This window comes from Ensifer sp. LC384, from assembly GCF_001695865.1.
GTDB lineage: Bacteria > Pseudomonadota > Alphaproteobacteria > Rhizobiales > Rhizobiaceae > Ensifer.
In genome coordinates, this window is sequence record NZ_MBST01000038.1 from 1 (window position 1) to 19,197 (window position 19,197).

Annotated in this window: 21 protein-coding genes; 10 read left to right on the plus strand and 11 right to left on the minus strand. The window is 61.9% G+C overall.

Annotation, left to right across the window (positions count from 1 at the left end; all coding sequences use genetic code 11):
* The 3 genes from BC363_RS35715 to BC363_RS24140 all read left to right on the plus strand — a co-directional run.
* Nucleotides 1–375: hypothetical protein (locus BC363_RS35715; protein ID WP_210183665.1), on the plus strand; the 375-nt coding region annotated here is incomplete at its 5' end.
* Nucleotides 376–639: 264 nt separating this feature from the next.
* Nucleotides 640–1,248, plus strand: a complete 609-nt coding sequence (locus BC363_RS24135) for an alpha/beta hydrolase (protein WP_065785527.1) — start codon at nt 640–642, stop codon at nt 1,246–1,248.
* Nucleotides 1,249–1,592: 344 nt separating this feature from the next.
* Nucleotides 1,593–2,999, plus strand: a complete 1,407-nt coding sequence (locus tag BC363_RS24140) for an FAD/NAD(P)-binding protein (protein WP_065785526.1) — start codon at nt 1,593–1,595, stop codon at nt 2,997–2,999.
* 19 nt (nt 3,000–3,018) lie between these two features.
* Here BC363_RS24140 and BC363_RS24145 read toward each other — a convergent pair whose 3' ends face one another.
* The 4 genes from BC363_RS24145 to BC363_RS24160 all read right to left on the minus strand — a co-directional run bounded on the left by BC363_RS24145 (nt 3,019) and on the right by BC363_RS24160 (nt 6,481).
* Nucleotides 3,019–3,855 carry an ABC transporter permease subunit gene (locus BC363_RS24145; RefSeq protein ID WP_065785525.1) on the minus strand — a complete coding sequence of 279 codons (837 nt, stop codon included), beginning with the start codon at nt 3,853–3,855 and terminating at the stop codon, nt 3,019–3,021.
* Nucleotides 3,852–4,649, minus strand: coding sequence for an ABC transporter ATP-binding protein (locus BC363_RS24150; RefSeq protein WP_065785524.1), 798 nt, complete (start codon nt 4,647–4,649; stop codon nt 3,852–3,854). The genes BC363_RS24145 and BC363_RS24150 overlap by 4 nt, the downstream gene beginning before the upstream one ends.
* A 97-nt stretch (nt 4,650–4,746) precedes the next feature.
* A complete protein-coding gene (gene tauA, locus BC363_RS24155) occupies nt 4,747–5,754 on the minus strand; it encodes a taurine ABC transporter substrate-binding protein (protein WP_065785523.1) in 1,008 nt (335 codons plus the stop codon).
* 178 nt (nt 5,755–5,932) lie between these two features.
* Entirely contained in the window at nt 5,933–6,481 is a 549-nt protein-coding gene (locus BC363_RS24160) for a flavin reductase family protein (RefSeq protein WP_065785522.1), read from the minus strand.
* 182 nt (nt 6,482–6,663) lie between these two features.
* Between BC363_RS24160 and ssuD the strand changes: the two genes are divergently transcribed.
* Nucleotides 6,664–7,833 (plus strand): FMNH2-dependent alkanesulfonate monooxygenase, encoded by a 1,170-nt coding sequence (gene ssuD, locus BC363_RS24165; protein ID WP_065785521.1) that lies wholly within the window; start codon nt 6,664–6,666, stop codon nt 7,831–7,833.
* Nucleotides 7,827–9,263 (plus strand): FAD/NAD(P)-binding protein, encoded by a 1,437-nt coding sequence (locus tag BC363_RS24170; RefSeq protein WP_065785520.1) that lies wholly within the window; start codon nt 7,827–7,829, stop codon nt 9,261–9,263. Before ssuD ends, BC363_RS24170 begins: the two co-directional genes overlap by 7 nt.
* 154 nt (nt 9,264–9,417) lie before the next feature.
* Here BC363_RS24170 and BC363_RS24175 read toward each other — a convergent pair whose 3' ends face one another.
* The 5 genes from BC363_RS24175 to BC363_RS24195 all read right to left on the minus strand — a co-directional run bounded on the left by BC363_RS24175 (nt 9,418) and on the right by BC363_RS24195 (nt 12,893).
* Nucleotides 9,418–10,128 (minus strand): MOSC domain-containing protein, encoded by a 711-nt coding sequence (locus BC363_RS24175; protein ID WP_065785519.1) that lies wholly within the window; start codon nt 10,126–10,128, stop codon nt 9,418–9,420.
* Nucleotides 10,118–10,828 carry a glutamine amidotransferase gene (locus tag BC363_RS24180; RefSeq protein ID WP_141690416.1) on the minus strand — a complete coding sequence of 237 codons (711 nt, stop codon included), beginning with the start codon at nt 10,826–10,828 and terminating at the stop codon, nt 10,118–10,120. Before BC363_RS24180 ends, BC363_RS24175 begins: the two co-directional genes overlap by 11 nt.
* Nucleotides 10,828–11,400: a redoxin domain-containing protein gene (locus BC363_RS24185; protein WP_065785518.1), complete on the minus strand. Its 573-nt coding sequence runs from the start codon at nt 11,398–11,400 to the stop codon at nt 10,828–10,830. Before BC363_RS24185 ends, BC363_RS24180 begins: the two co-directional genes overlap by 1 nt.
* 51 nt (nt 11,401–11,451) lie before the next feature.
* A complete protein-coding gene (locus BC363_RS24190; RefSeq protein WP_065785517.1) occupies nt 11,452–12,000 on the minus strand; it encodes a peroxidase-related enzyme in 549 nt (182 codons plus the stop codon).
* A 236-nt stretch (nt 12,001–12,236) separates the two neighbouring features.
* Complete coding sequence (locus BC363_RS24195; RefSeq protein WP_065785516.1) at nt 12,237–12,893, minus strand: MarR family winged helix-turn-helix transcriptional regulator; 657 nt, start codon at nt 12,891–12,893, stop codon at nt 12,237–12,239.
* 189 nt (nt 12,894–13,082) lie between these two features.
* Between BC363_RS24195 and BC363_RS24200 the strand changes: the two genes are divergently transcribed.
* The 5 genes from BC363_RS24200 (at nt 13,083) to BC363_RS24220 (ending at nt 17,324) form a co-directional block, all read left to right on the plus strand.
* On the plus strand, nt 13,083–13,493 hold the full coding sequence (locus BC363_RS24200) for a pseudoazurin (RefSeq protein ID WP_065785530.1): 411 nt from the start codon (nt 13,083–13,085) through the stop codon (nt 13,491–13,493).
* A gap of 115 nt (nt 13,494–13,608) precedes the next feature.
* On the plus strand, nt 13,609–14,160 hold the full coding sequence (locus tag BC363_RS24205) for an MgtC/SapB family protein (protein WP_065785515.1): 552 nt from the start codon (nt 13,609–13,611) through the stop codon (nt 14,158–14,160).
* A gap of 310 nt (nt 14,161–14,470) precedes the next feature.
* Nucleotides 14,471–15,022 carry a MaoC family dehydratase gene (locus BC363_RS24210; protein WP_065785514.1) on the plus strand — a complete coding sequence of 184 codons (552 nt, stop codon included), beginning with the start codon at nt 14,471–14,473 and terminating at the stop codon, nt 15,020–15,022.
* Between the two features lie 8 nt (nt 15,023–15,030).
* The gene (locus tag BC363_RS24215; protein ID WP_065785513.1) at nt 15,031–16,191 is read left to right on the plus strand and encodes a CaiB/BaiF CoA-transferase family protein; all 1,161 of its coding nucleotides are present in this window, start codon (nt 15,031–15,033) and stop codon (nt 16,189–16,191) included.
* Complete coding sequence (locus BC363_RS24220) at nt 16,188–17,324, plus strand: ABC transporter substrate-binding protein (RefSeq protein WP_065785512.1); 1,137 nt, start codon at nt 16,188–16,190, stop codon at nt 17,322–17,324. Before BC363_RS24215 ends, BC363_RS24220 begins: the two co-directional genes overlap by 4 nt.
* Before the next feature lie 88 nt (nt 17,325–17,412).
* Here the strand turns inward: BC363_RS24220 and BC363_RS24225 are convergent, their stop codons facing one another.
* Nucleotides 17,413–18,249 (minus strand): amidohydrolase, encoded by an 837-nt coding sequence (locus BC363_RS24225; RefSeq protein WP_065785511.1) that lies wholly within the window; start codon nt 18,247–18,249, stop codon nt 17,413–17,415.
* A gap of 117 nt (nt 18,250–18,366) precedes the next feature.
* Nucleotides 18,367–19,155, minus strand: coding sequence for an IclR family transcriptional regulator (locus tag BC363_RS24230; protein WP_053252774.1), 789 nt, complete (start codon nt 19,153–19,155; stop codon nt 18,367–18,369).
* Nucleotides 19,156–19,197 lie beyond the last annotated feature (42 nt).

A 19,197-nucleotide genomic window follows, 5' to 3' on the forward strand; every position in this document is an offset into this window, starting at 1 on the left:
CGCCAGACCGAACCCCGGAAGCACACTCGGCTGGCGAAACCGCCAGCGCCTGTTGTGGCCATGCGCACTCAAATCCAGCTCACCTCTTCCATGCGCCCGGTCAAACCGAAGCGGTCCCCATATGAGATCGACCAGCCTGTCTTCAGCCAGACCATCGATCGCCCGATCGAGCTCGAACCAGACTCGACAATGTGCCGTCGAAGCGCCGCTTGGTCGGATCGAACCTATCCGACACGCTGGCAACCTCGCCGCTCTTCGCCCGGCTTGTCGAGTTGGCCGAACACAGCACCATCCCTCAAAGCTTCGATCGCACTCGCCATCGAAGTGTCAGATCAAACTATCAATTTCGCCGGCACCAACAACGCAATTTTTTGACTACAAGGGGCCCCAAAACGAAACTGATTTCGCTGAGATACGCGTCAAAAGAAACACTCTGCCTCAAGCATTGTTCCGCGGCGGATATCGTGATTTCGGCGATACGATCCGAGACCGAAGAAAGTTATGCTATAGAATTTATAGATATTGAACATTCCTTGCTTACCTCGCGCCATGCGCCTTCGCATAATTGCCTCATGATTTGTTTGACCGACGGATGGTGGGCATGCCGTCACTTGGACCGTGTCGCAAGAGGCTGATACCATGGCAAAAACCTTGATCATTCCAGGTCTTTTCGGCTCAGGCGCGGGGCACTGGCAGCGTCATTGGCTGGACGACCAGCCGAGGGCGGCCCTGGTCGAGCAGGATGACTGGGACCACCCGGTGCTCGAGCGATGGCGCGAGGCGCTGGAACAGGCCATTCTCCGTCACGGTGTTGTGGACGTTGTGGCGCACAGCCTGGGCTGCATACTCGTTGCCAGCCTGGCGCGGCGACCGCTGGCGCGCCAGATCAGAAGCGCGCTTCTGGTGGCGCCCTGCGATCTTGATGTTACGGAGCGGCTTCATCCCGGTTCGATCGAGTTCGGCGCCATGCCGGAGCAGCCGCTGCCCTTTCCGAGCCTGATCGTCGGCAGCCTCAACGACCCCTATATGTCTTTCGATCGCCTGCGCCACATCTCGACCCGCTGGGGCAGTCGGCTCGTCGACCTCGGTCACGCCGGGCACATCAACGTTGCCAGCGGTTTCGGTCGCTGGTCGCGAGGCTACGATCTGCTGACGGTCCTCAACGGTATCGCGCGGCGCGAACAGCCCCAGGCGAACGCTGCCAAAGTCGGTGAAAAGCGGGAAAGCAGCTACGCCGCGGGGCGATAGATATCAGTCTGCCACATCCTGTGCTTGCCGGCCAGAAACGAAGGCGCGGCACAAAGAGCTTGATGTCCGCGCCAATTCGCGTTTTAATAGCGCATAAATTTTATAGAGTATGCCGTATAGGGATGACCATGTGCCGAGGCGCCAGGCCAGCCAGAACAACGGATACCTACTCGCCGGCCGGCGCGGCTGGCGGCACCATTCCCCGACACTGCAGGTATCAGCCACAACAGCGGCCGATCTCCGTGCCGAGCGATACCCCAAGGTCCGGTCCATGTTCGGGATCGGAACAGCCATGCGTTTCAAACTTTGCCGGCTGACCGCAGCCAGACCACAAGGGAGTTCCCATGACTGTCCACGGATTGTTCGCCAAGATTTCGCCAGACAGTGACGGTCCTCCGGCAAAGCCGCGTATCGCTGTCATCGGTCGCGGCTTCTCGGGAATCATGATGGCGATCGCGCTGATGAAGTCGGTGCGCACCGCATTTCATGTTCATCTCTTTGATCCGCAACCGACCATCAGCGGCGGGCAGGTCATGGCCGCCGCCCAGAGCGGAGAGATCCTCAACAGCCGCGTGCGCGATCTGTCGGTGGCCGCAGGCCAGCCGGAGGATTTCAACGAATGGCTTTGTGCCAACCAGGATTTTCGTTCGGCCGTCTCTGCAGCCATTCCGGGATTCCAGCAGATCTTCGTGCCGAAGAGCATCTTCAGCGACTATGTCTACCAACGTTTTTCAGAGGCGCTGACGCGGCGACTGGATATCTCGATGCAGCTCTCCTGCCAGGCTGTGCTGGGGCTGCGGAAACTGCCGTCCGGGCGTTTCTCGGTGCTGCAGGAGGAAGGCTCGATCGAATGCGATGTTGCCGTGCTCGCGACAGGATTCGGCCTCCGCGCGCTTGAAATGGAGGTTGTGGACGCGGAGCGCCCCTTGGTGAGGGCGCGGCGTCTGGTCGTTCCCCGTCATGCGGTGCTGCTCGGCAGCGGGGTGCGTGTCGTCGATCGTCTGCTGCAAATGCGCGACAACGGCTATGCCGGCGAGATCACCATCGTATCGCGGCATGGTTTCCTGCCGCAGTCGCACACGCGGCTGGCAGCGGCACCGACTTTCCCGGTCGATCCGATGCCGACGAGGCTTCGCGACATCGTCCGCTTCGTCCGGCGGGCCTGCGTCGATGCGGAAGCCAACGGTCTTAGCTGGCAGGCGGCGATGAACGGACTGCGGCGCCGTGCGCGTTCTCTGTGGCAGGCGCTGCCGGAACAGGAGAAACGCCAGTTCAACCGCCATCTGCGCTCGATTTACGACAGCCACCGCAATCGCCTGCCGGCACCGTTGCACCTGCGACTGCAGCAGGAACTGGCCGATGACCGCACTGTCGTGCGCAAGGGATGGGCTGGGCGGCGGCGGGCGGATGGGCTTATGGTTCGCTGGGCCGGAGCCTTGCAGGAGGATCTGCTTGAAGCCGATCAGGTCATCAACTGTCGCTGTTCTGCGCCCGACCTCAAGGCACCGGTCATTCAGAATCTCTTTGCCGGCGGTCTGGCGCAGCCGGATGAGCTCGGGCTCGGTCTCGCCGTCAGCCCGGCGGGGGAAGTGCTTTCGGACGGCCACCCAACTGTCAATCTTTACGCGATCGGGCCATTGGGTCTCGGCAGCCTGCCCGATATCGATCTGGTGCCCGAGATCGTTACCCAGACCTATGCGGCGGCACGGTTGATCGCGACGCGGCGCCGGGTGACGCAGAAGTCCGCATAGGAAAGGCGGCGCCTGTCCGTCAACGATGGTCCGCCCACGGCACCAGCCGCCGCTCGATAAGTCGCGCAATGACTTCGAACAGGAAGGCGACGACGGCGATCACCACGATGCCGGCAATGACGATGTCGGTGACCAGGAACTGGGCCGCCGACTGGATCATGAAACCGAGGCCGCGTGTCGCTGCCACAAGCTCGGCGGCAACCAACGTCGACCAGCCGGCGCCGAGCGCAATGCGCATTCCAGTGAGCACGGACGGCAACGCGCTTGGCAAGATCACCTGGAGCAGCAGCTGCCATCTCGAAGCGCCAAAGGCGCGTGCGGCATTGATATGGTCGGCCGAGGCAGATTTGACGCCTGAAGCCGTCGAGAGAATGATCGGCGGCAGCATTGCGAGCGCAATCACGGCGATCTTCGACGCCTCGCCGATACCAAGCCAGATGATGACGAGCGGCAGATAGGCAAGGGGCGGCAGCGGGCGGAGAAACTCGACGATCGGATCGAGTATGCCCTTGCCCCAACGACTGGTGCCGATCGTTAGGCCGGCAGGCACACCGAGGACCAGCGCGACGCCAAGCGCGCCGAAGATGCGCGAAAGGCTGGTGGCGACATGCTGGGCCAGCGTCGCATCGACAAAGCCCGTCACGACCAGGCCCCCCAACGCCCGAAGCACAGCGAGCGGCGATGGCAGGAACAGCGGCGGCACCAGCCCATAGAGCGAGACAAGGCCCCAAAGGCCGACCAGCGCGGCGACCGTTGCGGCCGAAATCCACAGAATGGGTAGTGCACGCTGCGGCTTTGTATCGATTTCGCCACCTGACTCCAGGTCGGTGGACGCCGTTTCCAGGGAAAGGGTCATGCTGCAATACCTTGGTCTTCGGAATGAATGAGGCCGGTCAAGCCATCGTGCAGCCGTCTGAACTCGGCAGAGGCGCGCAGCTCGGATTGAGGTATTCCAGAGAGATAGTCTCGGCCAAAGTTGACCGGAATGATTTTTGCGATCCGACCCGGGTTGGCGGTCAGCACGACGATCCGCGTCGCCAGCATCAAGGCTTCATCGATGCTGTGCGTGATGAGCAGCGCGCCGGCGCGGCTCGACTTCCACATGTCCAAGAGAAAGCCTTGCATGCGCACGCGCGTCAACGCATCCAATGCGCCGAGCGGCTCGTCCATCAGCAAGAACCGAGGCCGCGCGGCCAAGGCCCTTGCAATGCCGACCCGTTGGCGCATGCCGCCGGAAAGCTCCCAGACCTTGCGGTCGGCCGCATCCGGTAACCCGACGCGCTCGAGCAGAGACCGGGCTTCTTTCAGCCGTTGCTCTTTCCCGACGCCACGGAGGCGCAGAGGGAAGGCGACATTCTCGATCGCACTCAGCCATGGATAAAGCGCGTCGTCCTGAAAGACCACGGCGCGATCGGACCCCGGTCCGAACAACTGCTGGCCATCGAGCACGATCCGACCACTGCTTGGCGCCAGGAAGCCGGCAGCCAGATTGAGCAGGCTTGTCTTGCCCGAACCGGATCTGCCGATAACCACAACGAAATCGTCTTCCGTAACATCCAGATTGATCTGGTCCAGAACCAGCGGCGCTTGCGATCGCCCTTCGCCAGGCGTGTAGCGCAACGAGACATTCTCAAGCGAAAGCACGGACATTGTGCGGCCCCATAATCTGCGACGTGGATCGATGGATAGGTCGGCGGCGCGCGTATCAAGTGCACCGCCGACCCATCGGTTGCCAATACGACTTTGCTCAGAACGAGAGCTTGGCGGCTTCCTGCGCCCAACGTCCCGAGACATAGGGGCCGTAATCAGTAAGAACTGCCGGGATCTTTCCCTGCTCAAGCAGGAAGGCAGAGGTTTCGGCAATGGCCTTGGCCGTTGCGCCGCCGAGAAGATCAGATGCCGCCTGCTCCTCGAGAGACGGGAAATAATACCCCTTAAGGAGAGCGGGCACGTCCTCGGGCTTGGCGCCCGTCAAGCGCGCGATCTTTTCGGCCTGCGTCGAAGTGGCGCCCCAGGCATCAGGGTTGGATCGGTAGTCGGCATAGGCATCACCGGTCACCTTGACGAAACCCGTAACGATATCCGGATGCTCCTCGGCGAATTTCTTGCTGACGATCCAGGCGTCGAAGGTCGGGCCACCCCACCTGGCAACGTCGGCGGAGGTGGCGAGCACGGTCGAGGTTTTCTTGATTTCGGACAGAACCGGATCCCAGACATAGGCGCCGTCGATGTCGCCGCGCTGCCAGGCGGCCGCGATTTCCGGCGGGCGCAGGTTGAGGATCTCGACCGACTTCGGATCGATGTTCCAATGCTTCAGCGCCGTCAGCAGACTGTAATGGGCGGTCGACACGAAGGGGGTCGCGATCTTCTTGCCGGCGAGTTCTTCCGGCTTGCTTATACCCTTGACGGCCAGGGCTTCCGCGTCGCTGATCAGGCCGACCACGAAAATGGTTTCGAACGGCAGTTCCCGGCTGGCCGCAGCCGCGAGCGGCGACGAGCCGACATAGCCGATATCAATCGAGCCGGATGCAAGCGCCGCGATGACATCAGCGCCGCCATCGAACTTCTGCCAGTTGATTTTCGCGCCGGTCACCTTCTCGTAGGTGCCATCGGCCTGCGGCACGCGCGACGGCTCGACGATCGGCTGATAACCGATGGTCAGCGTGGCGTCGGCGGCCTGGGCGGCGAACAATCCCTGCGTCGCCAAAAGCAGCGCTGCGGTTGATACCAAAAGGGTGCGTCTTGCGATTGTCATTGCCATGCTCCTCAACGGTTTGCCGATGGCCCCGTCGTGGAGCCTGCATCGATAATCTCAAAACACATGGATTTTATAGAGATAAAAAATACCCCGTTTGTGCGACGGGGTATGAAGCCATTCCAAACTTCGGCTGTTTGGGCATCTTCTTTGCCTACGCGAACACGGTCGTCTGCCGTTACGGCTGAAAGCTGCCGTAACGGCCGCCGTGATAGAGAACCGGCTCGCCTGCGCCTGTGGCAATCGCCAGGACCCGTCCCAGGATGATGGCGTGGCTGTGGCGTTCGATGATCTCCTCGACTTCGCAATCGATCGCGGCGAGCGCGCCGTTAAGGACAGAAGCGCCGCTGACGAGTGTCCGCCAGTGAGCGCCGCCGTAGCGTGCGGCACCTTTGAGGCCGCCGAAGCCGGCGAACCGCTCGGCCACGTGCTGTTGCTCGCTTGCCGGGATGTTGACGCAGAAGTGCCGGTAACGCTCGATCGCCGGCCAGGTGGATGACGTCCGGTTGATGTTGACGATCATCGTCGGTGGGTCGACCGAAAGGGCCGTTGCCGATGTCACTGTCGCTCCGGTGCGGTCGTCGCCGATACCGGCAGTAATGACCGAGACGCCGCCCGACAGGTTGCGCATTGCAGATTTCAGTTCGGATGGCGTGACAGGGACGGGGCGGTTGACCGCCTGACCGGGCGTCGTGAATGCACTGGAAGCGGTAAGAGCGATGTTCATGGCAATATCCTCGAAAAATTTGAACTGCTTCCCGGTCGTGAAACCGCAATCCGGGAAAAATTTTTCCTCTACTTAAAAATGATCGTCGGATTTTTCATTGTCAATAAATTTTATAGAGTTTATATTTTTTGCTGTCGGCCGTGTTTGCCGCATGCCATCTGTTGTGTTCGAGGAGAGTTCGCATGGGCAACACGCCTGACAAAATCAACGTTCTCTGGTTCCTGCCCACCCACGGCGACAGTCGCTATCTCGGCACGACGCGGGGAGGGCGCAATGTCGATCTGAATTATCTGAAACAGGTCGCCCAGGCGGCCGATTCTCTGGGCTATTACGGCGTGTTGATACCCACCGGCCGCAGTTGCGAGGACAGCTGGGTCGTGGCGTCGGCGCTCGCGCCGTTGACCGAAAAGCTGCGGTTTCTGATCGCTGTTCGGCCTGGCTTGCTTTCGCCAACGCTTGCAGCCCGAATGACGGCCACCCTCGATCGGCTGTCCGAGGGGCGGCTGCTGATCAATGTCGTCACTGGCGGCGACCCGACCGAAAACAAGGGCGACGGCATCCACCTGTCGCATACTGAGCGCTATGAGGTCACCGAGGAGTTTCTCACCGTCTATAAAGCCGTGCTTCGCGGCGAAGACGTCACCTTCAAGGGAGAGCATTTCGACATCGAAGGAGGCAAGCTGCTGTTTCAGTCGGTGCAGACGCCGCATCCGCCGCTCTATTTCGGCGGGTCATCCGGCAAGGGCCAGGAGGTGGCGGCAAGAACGATCGACAAATATCTGACCTGGGGTGAGCCGCCAGAAGATGTCGCCAAGAAGGTTGCTGAAGTGCGCGCGCTGGCCGAGGCCGAGGGCCGAGAGGTTACTTTCGGCATCCGCCTGCATGTGATCGTGCGCGAGACGGCAAAGGAAGCATGGCAGGCGGCCGACGACCTGATACAATATGTCGATGACGAGACGATCGCCGCCGCACAGAAGGTGTTCGAGCGCATGGATTCGGTAGGTCAAAGCCGCATGAGCCTCTTGCATGGCGGCCGGCGCGACAAGCTCGAAGTGGCGCCCAATCTTTGGGCCGGTGTCGGTCTCGTGCGCGGCGGCGCCGGCACCGCACTGGTCGGGGATCCGGATCAGGTCAAGGCGCGGATGGAAGAGTACCGCGAGATCGGCATCGACACCTTCATCATGTCCGGCTACCCGCACCTGGAGGAGGCCTATCGGTTCGGCGAACTGGTGCTGCCAAACCTGCCGCTCGGCCACTCGGTTCCCGCGCGCGAAACATCGATCAATACTGGCCCGTTCGGCGAGACCATCGCCGGAGACCACAGGCCGAAGCTTAAGGTCTCGCAATCGTGACGCACCGATCCCATCGACCGGTTGTGGCAATCATAGGCGGGGGATTTACCGGCGCGGCGCTGGCGGCCAACCTCGCCAGGAACACGGCCGGACGAGCGGTCGATATCGTCGTCTTCGAGCCGAGGGCGCGGCTAGGGGCCGGCCTTGCCTACGATACCGCCGATCCGGCCCACCGCATCAACGTGCCGGCGGCGCGCATGAGCCTCATACCTGACGATCCGGACGATTTCCTGCGTTGGCTGGCAGCTGAAGGCGAGCCGCGCGATGATCCGGGCGCGCTTGCCGAAGACGGCAACCTCTACCCGCGACGCGCAGTTTTCGGCCGCTATGTCAGCGATTTCATCGCTCCGCATCTGAAAGCCGATCAGGTCCATCACTGTCGCGAACGGGTGGGTCAGATCGTCCGTGTCGGCGACCAGTGGCGGGTCAACACGGATGGAGGAACTGACATACTGGCCGACATCGCCATCGTCGCGACGACTCACCCGGCACCCTGCGCTCCTCAAAACATTGCCAAAGTGCTGGCCGGTCACCCGCGATATGTCGCCGATTCGACATTGCGAGGCGCCCTGTCCGTGATCCGCGGAGACGATCGTGTGCTCGTTATCGGCAATGGCCTGACTGCTGCCGATGTCATCGCCTCGCTCAGGTGCTGCGGCCACCGCGGGCCGATCACAGCCATTTCCCGCAGAGGGTTGCGGTCGAGGGGGCACGCGACAACCGCGCAGGAGCCGTTCGGAGACTTCGTCACCGATCCGCCGCAAACGGCCCGGTCGCTGCTGCGCCGGGTGCGCATCGCGCTGCACCAGGCCCCTGCGGAGGGGCGCAGTTGGCACGCCGTCTTCGATGCTTTGCGCACCCAGGGTGGTGACATCTGGCGCGCACTCCCTGTTGCGGAACGGAAACGACTTGTTCGCCACCTGCGTCCCTATTGGGATGTGCACCGCTTCCGCGTCGCGCCGCAGATCGACGCTGTCATTGCAGAAGGGCTTGAGCATGGCGACGTGCGGGTTCTTGGAGGATCAATAGGGGGGATAGACCACGACGGCGAGACCATTGCCGCCGCGGTTCGTCACCGCCACAGCGGCAAACGCGAGCAAATGCTGTTCGACGCATGCGTGATCACGACCGGTCCGGCGCATACAGGCATTCTCAGGAGCCAGAACTGGCTGGCCGATCTGGCAGACGCCGGCCATTTGCAACTGGATATGGTCGGCCTCGGCCTTGCCTGCGACGAACAAAGCCGCGCCACCAACCGTGATGGAAAAAGCGAGGAAACGCTTTTCATCGCTGGACCGCTGGCTCGCGGCACATTCGGCGAGTTGATGGGACTGCCGCAGGTCAACGATCATGCCATCTTCGTTGCCGATCAGGTCGCGCAACGACTGGCACGTCGATCCCGCTCCAGGGCTGCGGCGAAAACCGCCTAAAGCATGTCGCGCCAAAGTGCGCAGCGGTTTTGCGATAACGACATGCGCAAAAACAAGAGCTTAAGGCACAGTAAGCGAATCCTGGAGATCGCGACACGCTTTAACACTGAGCGGGTTTCCACCTTTGCCGGGCAGGGAAGCCCGATTGGCCATTCTAACCTTCGTTGTGGCCCTCAAGACGCCGCGTCCAATCCTCGACCTTCCGGGTTGCCAACCGCTTTGTCGCATAGTCGCGCCAGCTCGTCGGCAGCAAATCGAGATTGGCAATCTCCTGAAGAGCGTCCTGGTTCATCGTGTCGACATAGAGATAATGCCAGAGCCGCCGGATGGACCAGGTGGGGCATCGACGCTCGACCATGACGAGGGCATCGTCAACGCAAACGCGTCCTTCCTCGATCACGCGGTAGTACCATCCGGTGCGTCCGGATTGCTGGACACGGCGGGCCATGTCGGTCAGCCCAAAGCGCCTGTTCAGCTTCCAGCAAGGCTGCCGTCCCTGGCTGACTTCGAGCAAGGCACGCCCCAGGCGGAACCGATCTCCAACGGCAACGTCGTCTTCCGTCAGCCCGGATGTCGACAGATTTTCGCCGAACGCTCCCGGGAGATCGAGGATCGTTGCCGACCGGAGCTCTAACCTCCACGCGACATAATGATCCGCGGGATAGTGATGCACGGCCTTCTCGATGCCGCCGTGCCGCTTGAGATCGCCCTGATGATCGCCAACGAATCCGGTCGCCGACAGGTGCAATGTCCCGGAGACGGGCTTCTTGTCGATGCCGCTGGGCGTCCCGCGTTCGTCGATGGCGCTCAATTCGCCCACCAGCAGTGCATCGAGAGCGATCGGCTTTGCTTGGTCAGGCCGCATGTAATTGCTCCAGCCATGCCGTCATCATCGTGCCGGCGGCGGTCGCCAGCGACGCCCCGAACTGCGCGGCATCGTCGCGAAGTTTTCCGATGTCGACGTTTGCCGCCGCTAGTTCGCAGGCATGGCCCACCAGCCATCGCTCGAACGCTGCGCCCGTCTCCGCCTCGGGGTGAAACTGAAGCCCGAGAATAGTGCTGCCGATCGAAAACGCCTGCTGCACGGTCTTTGAGGTCGACGCCAACAAAGTTGCGCCGGCGGGAAGATCGTAGGTATCGCCGTGCCAGTGCAGCATCGGCACTCCACCCAGATGGCGAAGCGGAGAAACGCGGCCAGCCTCGCTAAGGCTGATCGGCTCGAAACCGATCTCCTTGATCCCGGACGGAAAGACCGGCGCGCCGCTTGCGCGCGCAATCAGTTGCGCGCCAAGGCAGATGCCGAGGGTCGGCCGGCCTGTCTCCAACCGCGCTGCCAGCACATCGATCTCCCGCTGCAGGAACGGGTAGGCTTGGTCCTCATAGACGCCGATCGGGCCGCCGAGTACCACGACGAGGTCGGGGGCATCCGGCGCGAAATCCAGAAAATCGGCGGTTCCGACATCGCGGTACTCTATCTCGTAGCCAGCGCGGCGAAGGGGAACGGCAAAGGTGCCGAGATCCTCGAAATGAACATGCCTGATCACCTGGGCCGATCTCAGTGTCATCATTTTCCTGTCTCTATTCGACGTGAAATCTCATCGGGAATTGCGCAGCCGTCAGTCGTGCAGCCGGCGAGGTCCAGCGGCGCCGTCGTTGCCGGCAGCGGTTCTGTAAGGGCTGTTGCCAGCCATGCACCAACCAGGAGATCGTCTTCGATGCCGAAGCGATGGTGGCGAACGGTTCCGTCACGGCCGATGATGATGGTCGTGGGCGTGCCGCGCATGCCGTAGCGCTGCATCGTGCTGGGTATCGGCGTCTCGGGCGATGCAGCGTCGACACCGATCGGAAAGGTCAGGCGGTATTCGTGGATGAATGCCTTGAGAGCCTCCGGCCCCATCGCCGCGTGGTGTTCGAAGACCGTGTGCAGACCGATTACCTGAAGGTCGGTGTCGCGAAACAGGCGCTGCACGCGTTGGGTCTGCGGCAGCCCGTGTGACACGCAGGCGGGGCAAAGCATCTGAAAGGCGTGGATGAAGACGACGCGTCCGCGCAACATGCCGAGGCTGAGCGGCACAGTGGTGTTGGACCAGTTGCTGACATCCAGTTCCGGCGCCTGGTTTGGTGTAGCGGTAATCATGAGGCCATTCCTTTGGGAGGGGCCGGGCAGGCACACCTGCCCGGCGGGTTCTCAGGCAGCTTCGCGCACAAGCTTGACGCCGGGGAAATCGACCGGCACGGCCAGCGCCACGTTGACGTAGTTGGTGAAGAGGTTGAGCGCCACATGGGCGATGATTTCGACGATATCCTGATCGTCGAAGCCGGCATTGCGTAATGTCTTGATGTCGGCATCCGACACCTGGCCGCGCCTCTCTACCAGCACGCGAACAAACGAGAGCACCGCCGCCGTCTTCGGATCACTGGAGTGGCCACGCTGGGCGTCGGCCATTTCCTGCGCGGTCGCGCCGGCCTTGCGGCCAAGCGCCGTGTGGGCAGCCAGGCAATAGTGGCAATCATTGCGGTCGGCGACGGCGACGGCGATCTGCTCGCCGAGCTTGGCGCCAAGCCGGCCGTTACCGAGGGCACCGAACGAGCTCCACATGCTTGCAAGTGCTGCCGGAGAGTTGGCCACCGCCTTGAACATGTTCGGCGTCGCGCCGAAGGCCGCATGGATGTTGCCCAGCAGTTCTGCGCTGGCGCCGGTTGCCGTCTTGGGGTCAACTAGATTAATTCTGCTCATGGTTTTCTCTTTCTATTTGCGTGGAGGGAGAAAATGCCGGTCCGCCGATGGCAGTCGACGGACCGGCGCCGACATCATCGGGGCCAAAAAAGCACGTTTGAGTGCGCTGGTTTCTTTGGTCCCGAAGAAGTTTGTCTTGGTGCAGACGTCTGCAGGCTTGGGCGTGGCAGCGCCCCGTGCATCGGTCGAAACAGATGATGGGCGGCTGGTGTCCTTCATCGCATCTTGTCCCGGCCTCAGGCCGCACCGCGGTTGAAGATCTTCCAGGCGGCTGCCTGGCTTGACGCGTCCGCCGGTTCGTATTCGCCGCAATCGATGCGCAATGCGGCCTGGCCAAATGGTGCGTTGACGAAGGCGCAGTGGTGCGGCTCTTTCGAATCCGGATAGACGTTCGGCTGGAAGTATCGACAGTTCACACACATGCGCTGTTCCGGGATGGCGCCGGACAGCTGCAGCGTGCGTATGATCTTGACGAGATGCAGCAGCAGGTCTTCCTGTTCGAGCGCCGACAGCGACGCGAAGGCATCATCTGTTGCCGATGCGATCATGCCGGCGCGGCGCACGGCCGCCTCGCCTTCGATGGTCGCGGCCACCGCTACGGCGCGGGCGTCCGACGGATCGGCAAGCTTCTCGACGAAACCCTTGCGCGTCAGGGCGTTGATCGAATCCGTCGCCGTCGGCTGGCTGACGCCGAGATAGGCGGCGATCTGCTTGACCCGCATGCCCGTTTTGCTACGCCCCACCAGGAAGATCAGGATCTGCAGCTGCGTCGGGTTCAGGCCGATCACGTCGGCAGCCGTCCATGCCTCGGTGCGCATGGCCGTCGCGATCCGCGCGAACCCGTCGCCGATGCGGTCGATGATTGCTGGTGATGTTTTCGTGTCCGTTGCCATGTGGGCATCTATATAGGACTCCTATGTATTGTCAATTCGCCGCAGCGGGAAACCGCGTCCAATTTGACGCGCATCAAATTGGACGCGCCGCCTTCGGACTATCACTGCGGCGAACAACCCAAGCACGGGCTGCTCGGTCAAACGGAGAAGACGATGTTGAAAGCAATCAAGAGCGGATTGGGCCTCGCAATGGCGGCGATGCTTGTCGCTGCGCCCGCAACCGCCGCGGATTTCGAAGTGCACATGCTCAACAAGGGCAAGGACGGCGCGATGGTTTTTGAACCAGCGTCGTTGAAGGTTGCGACCGGTGACACGGTTACCTTCATCCCGACCGACAAGGGGCATAATGTCGAAACGATCAAGGGCATGATCCCGGATGGTGCCGAAGCCTTCAAGAGCAAGATCAACGAAAACTACAAGGTGACTTTCACCGCCCCCGGCGTCTACGGCGTGAAATGCACGCCGCACTATGGCATGGGCATGGTCGGCGTCGTTCAGGTCGGCGACAGCCCCGCCAATCTCGCCGCAGCCAAGGGCGCCAAAAACCCGAAGAAGGCGCAGGAACGGCTGGATGCCGCATTCGTAGCCCTCGGCAACTAAGGCCAAGCCTCACCGAAACGAGCGGGCAGGGACAGGCCGCTCGCAGGCGCCGCTCACCGGGCGGAAGGCGGCGCCGACCGGTGGAACCAATGCGAAGCGTTCGCGTTGGTTTCGCATGGAGCAAATCGTAGCAGACATGTTTCCGCCGTCCCACATTCCTTATCAGGTCATCTTCGCGCGCATGCTTGGGTCTCTGATGATGGGCGCGCTCATCGGTTTCGAGCGCGAGGCGAAAGCCCGCCCGGCCGGGCTCAAGACGCACATGCTCGTGTGCCTTGCCGCCTGCACCTTTGCGATCATCTCGCTTGAAAGCGTCTATATGAAAGGCTTCTTCGACCAACGGGTCCAGATCGACCCATTGCGAGTCGTCGAAGCCGTCACCGCCGGTGTCGCCTTTTTGGCCGCCGGTACCATCATCTTCGCGCGCGGACAGGTTCAGGGCCTGACGACCGGCAGCAGTCTGTGGCTGGCCGGTGCCATTGGCCTCGCCCTCGGCTTTGGCCACTGGATCATTGCGGCTTTCGCAGTCGGATCTGCCTTTCTTGTCCTCTCCGTCGTCGGCTGGCTTGAGGCCGAGGTCAAGGAAGAGACGCAGCCTGATTTTGACCGAAAAGCTGCAGAGCGTCCTGACGACAAAACTGCCCACACCCGCGAGACCGTGCGCTAGCCTCGCACTCGCCTTTGTTTCTCAGGGCCGCCTGTCCTCACATGCGCCGACTGCGCAACATTTCGATCTACGGCACAAGCTTTGGAGTCTGGCCGCCAGCCGCGCTGGCTGTCGCGGGCTGGCTCGCAACGTCTGGCGCCTCCAGGCCATGTTGTATCTTGCAAATCGCCTCCATATGTGAACAGTATCTTTACATAAGAAAATTCTTGGAGGAGATATATGACCCAACGACCGCGCCATCGCGGCCTGGACCGCCCCACCGACAATCGCCAGCTGCGAGTGCTGGCACGAACCGGCGCAGGCTTCCCTCATGAATGAATTTTCACCCACCGTCGGCGTCTCGACGACGCGCCCCTCCGACATGCCGGAGGATCACGCTGCCCTTCCCGTGTGGAATGCGGAAAACTGGTTCTACGAGGATTGGCCGGTCGGCCAGCGCATACGCTCGTTGCGCCGGACGATCTCGGAGAGTGACAGCCACCTGTTCAATACGCTGGTCGTCGACATCCATCCTTACGTCCAGGATCAGATGTTTGCCGAGCGCGAAGGCATCTTCGGCCGTCGCCTGGTGGCCGGCGCCTTCGTCTTTTCGGCCGGGCTCGGCCTCGTCGCCACGAACTGCGTCAACGCCTTCTCCTATGGCTACGACAAGCTGCGCTTCATCAAGCCGGTCTTTCTGGGCGACACGATCTACACGATCCGTACCAACATGGACAAAACACCGCGCTACAAGGAGCTGGGCCTGATCCGGGCCAGCTACCAGGTCTTCAAGAACGAGGGCGAGCTGGTGCTCTACTGCGAGCACCTGCAGACGGTAAAGTACAAGAACCCGGCCGACTTCGCCGGCAAGACAGAGAAATAAGAACAGCGATGCACGAGGAAAACGAACTGCCATTGGCCGGTCTTGTCGTCGTCGACATGAGCCAGTTTCTCTCCGGTCCCTACTGCTCCCTAAGGCTGATGGACCTGGGCGCGCGCGTCATCAAGATCGAGCGGCCGGACGGTGGCGATCTTTCGCGCCGCCTCTATCTCAGCGACACCGAGATCGGTGGCGATTCCACGATCTTCCACGCGATCAATCGCGCCAAGGAGAGTTTGGCGATCGATCTCAAGGACGAAGCGGATGTGGCGGCGCTGAAGGCGCTGCTCGCCAAGGCCGACGTCCTGATCCAGAACTTCCGCCCCGGCGTGATCCAGCGACTCGGGCTCGACTATGAGGCCGTTCGGGCGATCAACCCGCGCATCGTCTACGCCTCGATCAGCGGCTATGGGGAAGAGGGACCCTGGGTCAAGCGACCGGGCCAGGACCTGCTGGCGCAGGCGCGCTCCGGCGTCATGTGGTTGAACGGTGACGAAGCGCAGGGCCCGGTCCCCTTCGGCCTTGCCATCGGCGATATGCTTGCGGGCGCGGCCGCCGCGCAGGGTATTCTTGCCGGCCTCGTCCGCCGCGGCATCTCCGGCAAGGGCAGCCTTATCGAGACGAGCCTGCTCGAAGCCCTGGTCGATTTCCAGTTCGAGGTGCTGACGACCCACCTCAACGACGGCAGGCGACTGCCCAGGCGTTCGGACTTCCGCAGCGCCCATGCCTATTTGTCGGCTCCCTATGGCGTCTACCCGGCCAAGGACGGTTATCTTGCCATTGCCATGACGCCGATCTCCAAACTCGCCCAGCTGCTGGAGATGCCGCAACTCGCTCCCTATTGCGATGACCCATCGTCCTGGTTCTCCGCACGCGACGAGATCAAGGCGCTGATTGCCGAGCGCATCGGCGATAACACAGTCGATCATTGGCTTGCCGTACTTGAGCCGGCCGACATCTGGTGCGCCCGCGTGCTCAACTGGAACGAACTGCTGGAGAGCGACGGCTTCCGCATTCTCGACATGCTGCAGACCGTCAACCGCGAAGACGGCGTGTCGATCCTGACCACCCGTTCGCCGCTCAGGGTCAACGGTCGGCGCGCCCAGGTCGATCGCGCGGCCCCCAGGATCGGCGAACACAGTGCATCGATCCGCGAGGAGTTTGGCCTATGAGCGTCACTCTCAAGGGCATGACATGGAGCCATCCGCGCGGCTACGACCCGATGGTGGCCTGTTCTCGGCTCTGGCAGGAAAAGACGGGGGTCGCCATCCACTGGGAGAAGCGGTCGCTGCAGGATTTCGAGACCTATCCGGTCGAGGAGCTCGCGAGGACATACGATCTGATCGTCATCGATCATCCGCATGTCGGGCAGATCACCAATGAAGGGTGCCTTGCCCCCCTCGATGTGGTCGGTCGGGAGGCCGAACGTCAGGCGCTTGCAGCCGGCTCGGTTGGGCAATCCTATCCGAGCTACGCCTGGAACGGCCGTCAATGGGCCTTTCCGATCGATGCGGCGACGCAGGTCCAGGCCTGGCGCCCGGATCTCGGCGATCGTGTTTCGAGCTGGTCCGGCATGCTGGACCTCGCCCGCAGGGGGAGGGTTCTGCTGCCGCTGCGGCCACCACATTCGCTGATGAGCTTCTACACGCTCTGCGGCAATCTTGGTCACCCCTGCGTGGTGGGTGGACAAGCGGACCTCATCGACCGTGATGGTGGCGTGGTTGCCTTCGAAATGCTTTCCGAGCTTGTCTCGCTGATCGATCCCGTATGCTTCGAGATGGATCCGATCGCGGTGCTGGAGGCGATGTCAGCCCCGGAGGCAACGGTCGTCTGCGCGCCGCTGATCTACGGCTATGTCAGCTACTCAATCGCCGGTTTCCGGCCGTCGCTGATCCGGTTTGGCGATATTCCGGTCTCCGGTCGGAATGGCCCGAGTGGTTCGGCGCTTGGCGGAACGGGCATCGCCGTCTCTGCCTTCTCCGCGTCCATCGAGGCTGCGACCAACTTTGCCTATTGGGTTGCTAGCGGTGAAGTGCAGCGTCAGGCCTACGCCTTTGGCGGAGGACAGCCGGGACATGGCGACGCCTGGGACGACGGTGCGGTGAACGCAGTTACATCCGACTTTTATCGCGCGACCCGTGTGACGCTCGAAACCGCCTGGGTGCGTCCCCGACACGACGGCTACATGCCGTTCCAGCAGGCGGCCTCGGACCGCATCAACAGCGGGCTCTTGCGCAGGGAGAAGGCGCGACAGGTCGTCGACGATCTCAACCGGCTCTTCGCTGAAAGCTTCACGGCCGCATGAAGACAAACGCCGGAGATGGGATTGCCCATCTCCGGCGTTTAAGTTCCACAGCCAGCGGTTTCGCCTTTGTTTGGGGCGTTCGCGCCCTCTACGCAAGATTCCAGATCCGACGCGCATTTGCCGAAAGCAGCTTTGTCTGCTCGTGCGGGCTGCAGCCATTGAGCAGCGCGTGAGTGGTCGCAACCCAGGTCGAAAGGTTGCCGCCGAGCGTGCAGACGGGCCAATCGCTGCCCCAGACGACCCGATCCCAACCGAAGGCGGCGATCGTATGTTCGACGTAAGGTCGAAGCGTTTCGACATTCCAGCTTTCGTCGGCATAGGCGACGACGCCGGATATCTTGGCGACCACATTCGGCCGCTCAGCGATCTCGCTCATGTGCTCACGCCAGGGATGCTCGGCAGCGCTGCGAATATCGGGAACGCCGCAATGGTCGAGCACGAACTGCAAATCGGGCACGAGATCGGCAAGGGCGATGGCCTTGGGGATCTGGTGCGGCAGGACGCAGAGATCAAAGGTAAAGCGGCTGCCGGCCAGCCGCTTGATGTTTTCGCGGAAGATAGCACCTTCCGACAGGTCGTCGGCGACCACGTGTAGAACGCGGCGAAAACCTTTGACAAGGGAATCACCCTGCTGCCGTTCGAGATAGGCCGCAAAGCCCACTTCCTCCGGACGGCACGCGGCAATCGCGCCCTTGAGCAGGCTGTCCGTCCTTTGCGAAAGCTGCCGAACTTCGGAGGTCTCCAACTCCATTTCGCCAGGATCGACATCGACTTCCATGTGCAACGCCGTATCGATGCCGACACGCCGGGCTTCCACCTCATAGGTCGAATAAAGGAAATCCCGATCAAGCGCCGGGACGCCTGCCAGCCATGGATAGGTCAACGCGGACTTGTTGATGAGATGCAGATGGGTATCGACGATCACAATGCGGCCTCCTCCGTATGCTTCACACTCTCACATGAGAAGAGATCATTCAAATAAGAAATTGTCCATGCAACGCGATCGCGGACATCAAGCGCCGACTGTATTTCCACTGCCTGCTCATTCCGGCGATTGCGCCACATCCGAGCCCGCAAGCACCGAAAGCTGTGTCGCCGCGCTACGCAAGAGCGAGATCGTCTCGGTGATATCTGGCGCAGACGGCGCGTTGACCAGAGCGATATAAGGGATGGTCAGCGCCGCGATGCCACGTCCATCGGGACCAAGAATGGGAGCCGAGAGGTTGTAGACCCCGGCCGTCTGCGCGCTTGCCATCATTTCGTAGCCACGCTCGCGGATCTGGTCGAGGCGTGCATAGAATTCCGGACCAAGCGAGATCTCGTCCTTGCTGCGCGCGTGCTCGGCGATCATCATCTCCCGCTCCTCGGGCGTGCGGAAGGCGAGCAGAATGTGACCGGAGCCGGTATCGAACAGGCTGATATGTGAGCCGACCCTGATGGAGATTCCCCAGTAATCAGGTGCTTCCTGCTGGGCAATGACCACGGCCGAGCCTCGATCGAACACGGCCAACTGGTTGGCCTGCTTCGACCGTTGCGCAAGATCGCGCATCAGTGGCGTCGCATAGGAGGCGAGGCGCCGCACCGGCGCGTGCAGCTGGGCCAGGCCGAAAAGTTTCAGCGTCAGGGAATAGCGATCGCCATCAATGCGCGTGACATAGCCGCGGCGCACCAGCCGGTCGAGCATCCGGTAGAATTCGTTCGGGCTGCGGTTGAGCCTCTTCGATATTTCCGCTTGCGTCAGGCCGCCATCGACGCTTGCCAACAGCTCGAGAATATCAAGTCCCTTGTCCAGCGCGGGGGCGCGGTAGCGATCGGACTCTTCGGTGTCCATGGGCGTCCTCCTTAGTGAATATCCATATCCATATACGCAGAG